This window comes from Butyrivibrio sp., assembly GCF_015056685.1.
GTDB lineage: Bacteria > Bacillota > Clostridia > Lachnospirales > Lachnospiraceae > Butyrivibrio.
The window spans coordinates 24,249-32,431 of record NZ_SVFW01000047.1; the positions used below are offsets into that span (position 1 = coordinate 24,249).

An 8,183-nucleotide genomic window follows, 5' to 3' on the forward strand; every position below is an offset into this window, starting at 1 on the left:
AGGAAGCAATGGCAGTTTTTATTCCAAGTGTTAAGCCGGAAGAGTTTAATAACAGCTATGGAGAAATGAAAGTATACGAAGCGTTGAGATCGTTGGATGATCAGTATACAGTGTTTTATTCACTTAGCTGGGTGGGAATAAATGAGAAGAGATCTGTGGGAGAAGCAGATTTTGTTATTGCGCATCCGCAAAAAGGGATATTTGTAATAGAAGTTAAATCTGGAGAAATCGAATACAAAAAGGGTGATTGGATACAGACAAACACAAAAAGTGGAGTTTCAAAAGTGATACACCCGTATGATCAGGCCAGGAAGAGTCAATTTGAGTTGTTGGATAGATTGTCTTCTTCAATAAGTGATTTCAGATTGCCGATGATGTGTTATGGAGTATGGTTTCCGTCAGTCGATATAAAACCTAATGCTCCGCTTCCACCAGAATCTCCAATAGAAGTTACACTTGATATAACTAGCTTGGACAATCCAATTAAGGCAATAGAAAAGGCATATTCATATTGGGCCACCAAGTATCGTCAGGTTACGCTTGATCAAGCGCAGTTTCAGAAGGTCATAAATGTGTTGTGCCCACATTTTCATGTTGTTCCTAAGCTGAAGACTAAGATAGAAGAATTGGAAGATACATACATTCAGCTGACTAAACAACAAGTCTCCCTATTGGATTTTCTGGAGGAACAAAAAACAGCTGTAATACATGGGCTTGCAGGTACAGGCAAAACGGTTATCGCAGTGGAAAAAGCAAAAAGACTTGCTGCTCAAGGTCAGCAGGTGCTATTTCTTTGCTATAACAGTTTCTTACGGGATTCATTAAAGAATAATAATAGTATTCCAAATGTTACTTTTCATAATGCTCATTCCCTGGCTTTTGAAATAATGGGATCTTCAGATGCACCTATGAACCGTGTTTTGGAGGAATTTGAGGAGTACTTAGAGGAAGTATTTGATGAAGATAGTTGGGAGTATTCGAATATAATTGTTGATGAGGGGCAGGATCTTGATGATAGGCTCCTTAGCAGATTATATGAGCTGGTAAAGAATAAAAAGGGATGTATATATGTGTTTTACGATAAGAACCAGTTTATCATGAAGAATAAGCTCCCCAAATGGATAGAAGAGGCTGATTGTAAGCTAGTACTTCATAAGAATTGCAGAAATACCGCTGAGGTATTTAAAACATCGTGCAGCATTATGGGACTGGATGAAGTCTCTTATAATGATGTTCATGGTGAAACACCATCCATCAACTTCTATACTACTGAAAAGGAATTAAATGGAATAGTGGAGAGCTTTCTTAAGAGAATAACGGAAGAAGGCTTGACGGCTTCAGATGTTGTTATTCTTACGGCGACTACAGAAGATAATTCCTGGGTAGACGTTAATAAGAAATATGCTGGAGTAGAACTTACATCTACTGCAGAGCCTGGTAAGATATTGTTTACTACAATTAGGAAGTTCAAGGGGCTCGAGGCTGAGGCGATATTGATAGTTGATGCATCAATGCTTGCACTACAGAATCCTGAGAATAGAAGATTATTATATACCGGTTCATCACGGGCAAAGAATTTGCTGAATATTGCAATGTTGGAAGATGTTGAGACAAGCGCCTATGGAGATTATTTGAGAAGTATTGCGCCTAATCGTAATGTCCCCAAGAATAAAAAAGGACTAAAACGGTTGTTAAATGTAACAGTATAATTATGGGGGGTTATGTCCGTTGAAGGAAGGAGTTTGGGTAATGGGTATTTTTGATGGGTTTAAGCGTAAAAAAAATGACGCAGGATATAATGAGTCGTCCCGAGATTCAAGAGATGAAACGTCAAACAGCAGAAGATAACAGAGAGATAGAATTCCTTCAAAATGCGGATCGTCAGTATGAAACCGACAACGATATAGAGAAGCGCATAGCAGCTTATGAATCCATTCTGAAAAAAGGAACCAGATGGAATAGTTTCAATTTCCATTTATCTCTTGTATCAATGTATGTAAAAACAGAAAGAAATAATGAGGCGTGGGGACATCTTAATTTTATTTCTATGCAGTTTCCGGGGGAATATGAGACTCAGAAAATTCGCCATGAGCAATTTAAGATATTAAAGAAAGAGAAGAATTACTTAAATGCGCTTAGAACACTGTCTGTTTATCATGTCCTTTATACGAATACCCCTAAAGGATCTATTTTTGATGTTGAGAAGTTTATAAAAGAGGGAAAAACTACGGCAAAGGGTTTGGGATTGAGTGATGATCAGTTTAGGGCTCTGGCCAACAGGCTTAATTATTCTGCACATAAGTATCCTAATAAGGAAAAAGATGTAATCGCTATTTATGACAGTTTTGCCAAGGAGCAGGGACTTGTCTAAATTATGGATTTATCAATTTTAGCTCAATTTGCACTCAATGACAAATTCAAAAAAGTACGCTCCAAATTAAAAAGACAGCCGTTTGGCTCTGTTAGGGGATTTTATCTAGAATAGATCCCAGGCTCTCGACTGTCTGTGGATACTATATCAGATAATGGATGTTTTGAACAGCTCATATAAGAGACTTTTAGGTGAAGATCATTATGAATTCAAAAAGAATCTATACTTCTATCAGCATAGCCCTCCTTTTCCTGGTGATATCTCTGGGTGTTTTTATCATGCCCGTCATTGCATCGTCTGATTCCCCTACTCAAGAATTTACAATTGGAGTGCCAATAGACAGGTGTCCTATGTTTTACATTGACAACGATTCCGGTGAAATCGTAGGAATCGGAGTAGATCTCATGAAATCAGCCGCTAAGGAAGCTGGTTTTGAGGTCGTATTCAAGGCCATAAGTGAACCTAATCTTAAAGAAGCTCTTGATAATACTGAGTATGACTTGGTTATGCCCTTTGGCAGTGCTGTTACAAGCGCATCTGGGGACGCAACCATCGTATCAGAAAATCTCATACAAACCCCATTTACCATTGTCAATACTGGTAAACAGTCTATTTCTGACATAAGTGCCATTAGAATCGGAATGTTAAAATCACAGGGCGGGGTCGCAGAAACTGTAAAACAGTTATACCCTGGAATAACGATAATCCTTTACGATTCCATGGCTGACTGCATTAAGGCGCTTAGAAAAAACGAAGTAGATGCACTTTTGCATAACTCATATACTTGGAGCTATGTGCTTCAAAAACCATCCTATAAGGATCTTAAAGTACAGCCTTCTGCCATGTTTTCAATGGATTTTCGTGCCGGCACTCTTGATACCGCAGAGGGAAGAAAACGCATTGAACTTATAAATGAAGGAATTACAGCTATTCCTGAAACCAAAAAGCAGGCTATAGCCCTTGATTACACTACTAGAGATCTATATGTGTACTCTTTCTGGGATTACCTGTATCAATATAAGTATTTCCTTATTGTCGGGACTATTCTTTTTATTGCGCTTGTTATTATGCTTGTCTTAAGACAGAAATCATATTTCGAAGAACAGAAGGAAAAGATGCGACTAATGGAGGATATCGATCCTCTCACCGGCGTACTTAGTCACAATGGTTTCAGGAAAAAGGTTGAGGAACTCCTTATCAATAACCCAGATACGGCATATACGATATCGTATAACAACATAAAGGACTTCAAGTTTATCAACGACAGCTTTGGATGGAAAGTGGGAGATGAGCTGCTAAAGTTCTGGACAGAGAGAAGTCTTGAAATTCTTACGGATAAAGAGGCCATGGGAAGGTATGATGGAGACCACTTTGTAGTTCTTCGCTGCATGGGTGGCAATGAGCAGATTCTTCAGGATGAAAAATATGTTCTAGCCCCTGTCCGTAATTACTTAAAAGATCGCGGCAAAGATTTCATTGTAAGGTTCTGCACCGGCATATATGTTCTTATGCCGGATGACTATAAGGATATAAACGTAGATAAGATGCTCGACTATGCCCGTATTGCCGAGAGAAAAGTAAGAGAAACCAAGAAAGAAGGATTTGAGTTTTATAATCCAACGCAGTGGGACAGAGGTAAGCAAAGCGCAGGAATAGTAAGCCGTCTTCCTGCAGCTGTTGAGTCAGGGGAAATACAGGTATGGTATCAGCCACAGGTAAACTATAAGACAGGAAAGATAACAGGTGCAGAGGCTCTTTGCCGGTGGAACAGTAAAAAGAATGGGAATATTTCTCCTGGAGAATTTATTCCTATTCTTGAGGAGGCAGGGCTCATCTACGATCTTGATTGTCATGTGTGGGACACTGTATGCAAAGACTTAAGACGTTGGAATGAACAGGGTAGAGATATTTGTGTGTCTGTAAACCTTTCAAGACAAGATATTGTAAAGAACCCCGATGTGGCAGAGCATTTTAATACTTTAAAAGAGTTCTATAACCTGTCGCCAAAGCAGCTTCGTATTGAGATAACGGAAAGCGCATATGTTGAGAACTCAGATGTCATCATAAAGACCACCACTAAGCTTCGTGAGGCTGGCTTTGAAGTTGAGATGGACGATTTCGGTAGCGGATACTCATCACTAAATATGTTAAAAGAAGTAGTTTTAGATCGAATTAAGCTTGATCTTCGATTCATCACAGGCTCTGGAGATCAAAAGATGGGGCGGACGATACTTAGCTACATGGTTCAGATGCTCCAAGCTATTGGAACCTCCCTCATTGCAGAGGGTGTGGAGACGTTGGAACAGGCAGATTTCCTCGGAAGCCTTGGATGTGAGGAAATGCAGGGGTATTACTTCTACAAGCCCATGCCGGTAGATGAGTTTGAGAAACTTGATGGATTTGAAAAGAAATCAGATTTGAAATAATGTACGAATGGCTTAACAGGCAAAAGTAAAATTGGTGCCCTAACATAGAGTTTAGGGCACCTTTTTTGTGATGGCCATAGGAAGATTACAAACTCTTTAGCACTTCTTTAGCACTTATATAGTGTTCTAAATTATAGAAAAGCAGCTATTTTATTAAGAGGCTTGCTAAGATAGCAGGCTTCTTTTTTTGGACATATCCCTAATAAAGGTAATACCGCATTTAAGCTACTACCTCATAAAAGGAAACTGTTGCATTATTTTATTATGAAATATTGAGAAATAGTGGGCGGGGATATGATATCATACGACAGACTCTGGGTATATATGGATAAACATGATATATCGCAGTACAAGTTGATCAATTCTGGAATCAGTCATTCTACTCTGACCAGGCTTAAGAGAAACCAGTCAGTAAACATGGAAACGATTGATAAGCTTTGTAATATATTGGATTGTGATGTAGAACAGATTGTTCAGTGTGTAAGAACTCCTGAGAAATAGAACCAGTTTAGAATTGAATGTATTTGTTGGACGGGACTGTGGCTTTTGGCTGCAGTCTTTTTATTGTGCTTTAGAGGTTTAAAAATCTAAAGCATTTTTTGTGTCTTCCGGCTCTCGAAGGTTACGTAATCTGCAATGAAAAAACTGCGTAATGCGCGGTCATAAATGCGTATTACGCGGTGTTAGTATCGCGCGGTTTTTAGTAGATTATAATTCGAGGTAGCAATATGGCATATAAAAGATCAAAGCATCGAGACACAAGTGATAAAAGACCTGAGAGTTTGAAGGGTAAGAAATTCAATAAGGTCGCAGGTACCAATCTTAAGACGTTACAGGATAAGGTGGAATGGACTAATGTACAGATGGCAACTCTCCTTGGAGTAGGAACAAGTAGCTACGACAGGATGGTTAATGGGGAGATTGCTTTAAGTCCGGAGAAATTATCAATACTTTATTACAACCTGAATGCAGATCTGCACAGGCTTATTGGAAATGATAATAATTGTGATGTGCTGAGACACGAGACAGAGAGTGAATTTGATTTCGGTACGGCAATAAGCAGTATTATCATGGATATACAGAATACAGACAGCTACGACGAAAGGGCTGAGAAGATTCTTTACATGTATTCTGAGTTTGGAAAGATGATTGCTTATCTCATGAGACCAGAGGGTCGGGATAAGAAGTAACTAGATTGCGTTAAGTAGCCGAGAGCCGGAAGCTTTCACACTACTGATATGACGCGCTTTATGAGTTTTGGGGTTTTCAGTTTGACATAATATTAAAGGCTAAATACTGGTGCTGGGATGCTCTTTATTCCTACCAGTATTTTATTTTGTAAAAAAGGGGATTGTTTGGGAAAGTAACTATTGTTTGCGCTTTTATTATTGAGGGAAGAGATTATGTATGTTATTGGTATTACAGCACACGAGGTTATTTTAAACGAGTGCTTAGCACAGGGGATTGACTATGATGAAATGTATGACATCATCAGAGAACTCCTGATTAAGTACAATGCGGGCAAGGCTTTTGCGAAGAGAATGGGAAGAGGATGGTTAAACAACGCATCGAAGAAGATTCCATACAGGACACAGTTCATAGACATTGTGGCATATCCATATAACTATAATAAGAAGGAAAGAAAATCATTTGCCTGGAAGGTCGCCTGTGAAGTATGGTATAGCGAAAAGAGCATCCTGGTGCTTGAGCAGATGAAAGCATTTGTCGAGGAAGGGGCTGTTTTGGCGCATATTATCGATTCAGTGTATATGAGAGGTAAGAACACAAGCAAAACAGATCTCGCAATGCGGCTTGAATTGCACATGGGGCGTACTAAATACTTTGATGTAAAGAAAGATGCCATAGTACTTTATGGTCTTCTTATTTGGAAGTACTGCAAGAAACGTGATAAAGAAGACAAAGAAAATGGTATCATTGACGAGAATGGAAACATAATAAACTAAGGTAGAGACTGCTTCGGCAGTCTTTTTCTTTGCTTTATAAAATTGTCTATACAATTGCGGACTGACCGCGGACTCATAGCGGACTGACCGCGGACTCGCAAATGATTTTTCCGTGTTACGATACATCCCGTTAAAAGAAAGGGGTGATTTTGGAATGGAAAACGGAATGTTTTGTATGAGTTTCTTCTATATTAAGGGAGGTGGTACGCTGTGTACGAAAGGATAGGAAAGACTATAGGGGATAGGATAAGGTATCTAAGGGAAATTCATGGTATCAGTCAGGGAGAAATTGCAAAGGAGTTTTCGCTTTCAGATAACAGTATTATCTCAAAATATGAGCTGAACAAAAGAATTCCACCGATGGATGTGGTTGTGGATTACTCAACAAAATTTGGTGTGAGTACTGACTGGATATTAAAGGGAGAAGGACCACAAAATAGGCCAAATTGTCCTTAGAAATTGTTACTTTTCTGGCATAAGATAATATTGGTGACAAAAAACTTCAGATTATATGCGGTTTATCAGGGGAGGTGTGACAGATGAAAGGGGTTAAAGAAGAAGTTACATTTGTTGATATCTATCAGATGTCAGGGATTGATAAGAGGATTGATTTTATTATAGATCATTATCCTTATTTTATCCGGATGCTGGATGCCTTTGAGGTTGGGCTTATAACTAATATCAAGAGAGAGCGCAGATATAACAGATGCGCAGGGAATGGAGAAATTGGTGTGAGGGTTCAGACCTCTGGGAATCCTGATCCGACAGGCAATGAAGGTTCCACGAATGGAGATCTCAGAACATACATAAGGCAGGGGAACTTTATGGCTGCCCTTAAGGGAACAGATAACTTCTTTACTTATAAGAGCCAGATCATCACGCTTATGGATATGCGCGATGACTACGAAGTAGTAAGTGCAGCAGTGGATTCATTAAATGATGAACAGCCTCAGTATGTTAGCTATCTCCAAAGAGAAAGAAGCATTGCAGAAACTGCAGAAACTGAAGGTGTTACAGAGGAAGCAATCAGATCTCGTTTTTACCGAGGGAGAAAGCTTCTTATAAAGAGGACTAAGACCTTCATGCAGAATAATAGTAAATATAGTTTGTTGTTAAAAGGAGCATGAAGATATGGGAAGAACAGCAGAAATTATGCTGATCGATAGAAAGTATGTGAGATATGACAGTGGTGCAGAGTTGTACGGTATGTGCCAGAAATCTTTTGAGAAGTTGGCTAAGGATGCAAAAGCAAGACATAAAGTCGGTAAGATGGTTTTAGTGGATATACATATTGTTGATAGATACATCGAGACCTGTCGCCTTATTGAGGACTAACAAAATATAAGAGACACTTGCATTGATGTCATACACCAATTATAATGGTTATAGATGCAAGGAGGTATTGTTTTGGCAGAGAATAAG

Annotated in this window: 9 protein-coding genes; all 9 read left to right on the forward strand. The window is 39.0% G+C overall.

Annotated elements, in window-relative coordinates:
• Window positions 1-8: 8 nt before the first annotated feature.
• Window positions 9-1,709, forward strand: a complete 1,701-nt coding sequence (locus E7303_RS14615; protein WP_292146133.1) for a nuclease-related domain-containing DEAD/DEAH box helicase — start codon at window positions 9-11, stop codon at window positions 1,707-1,709.
• Window positions 1,710-1,822: 113 nt separating this feature from the next.
• Entirely contained in the window at window positions 1,823-2,371 is a 549-nt protein-coding gene (locus E7303_RS14620; protein ID WP_292146135.1) for a hypothetical protein, read from the forward strand.
• Window positions 2,372-2,574: 203 nt separating this feature from the next.
• Window positions 2,575-4,797: an EAL domain-containing protein gene (locus tag E7303_RS14625; RefSeq protein ID WP_292146136.1), complete on the forward strand. Its 2,223-nt coding sequence runs from the start codon at window positions 2,575-2,577 to the stop codon at window positions 4,795-4,797.
• A gap of 294 nt (window positions 4,798-5,091) precedes the next feature.
• Entirely contained in the window at window positions 5,092-5,298 is a 207-nt protein-coding gene (locus E7303_RS14630; RefSeq protein WP_292146137.1) for a helix-turn-helix domain-containing protein, read from the forward strand.
• Window positions 5,299-5,525: 227 nt separating this feature from the next.
• Entirely contained in the window at window positions 5,526-5,987 is a 462-nt protein-coding gene (locus E7303_RS14635; protein ID WP_292146139.1) for a hypothetical protein, read from the forward strand.
• A gap of 213 nt (window positions 5,988-6,200) precedes the next feature.
• Window positions 6,201-6,761, forward strand: a complete 561-nt coding sequence (locus tag E7303_RS14640) for a hypothetical protein (RefSeq protein ID WP_292146140.1) — start codon at window positions 6,201-6,203, stop codon at window positions 6,759-6,761.
• A 210-nt stretch (window positions 6,762-6,971) separates the two neighbouring features.
• Window positions 6,972-7,217 carry a helix-turn-helix domain-containing protein gene (locus E7303_RS14645; protein WP_292146141.1) on the forward strand — a complete coding sequence of 82 codons (246 nt, stop codon included), beginning with the start codon at window positions 6,972-6,974 and terminating at the stop codon, window positions 7,215-7,217.
• 83 nt (window positions 7,218-7,300) lie between these two features.
• The gene (locus E7303_RS14650; protein WP_292146142.1) at window positions 7,301-7,888 is read left to right on the forward strand and encodes a hypothetical protein; all 588 of its coding nucleotides are present in this window, start codon (window positions 7,301-7,303) and stop codon (window positions 7,886-7,888) included.
• 4 nt (window positions 7,889-7,892) lie between these two features.
• Window positions 7,893-8,096, forward strand: coding sequence for a DUF6462 family protein (locus E7303_RS14655; protein WP_292146143.1), 204 nt, complete (start codon window positions 7,893-7,895; stop codon window positions 8,094-8,096).
• Window positions 8,097-8,183 lie beyond the last annotated feature (87 nt).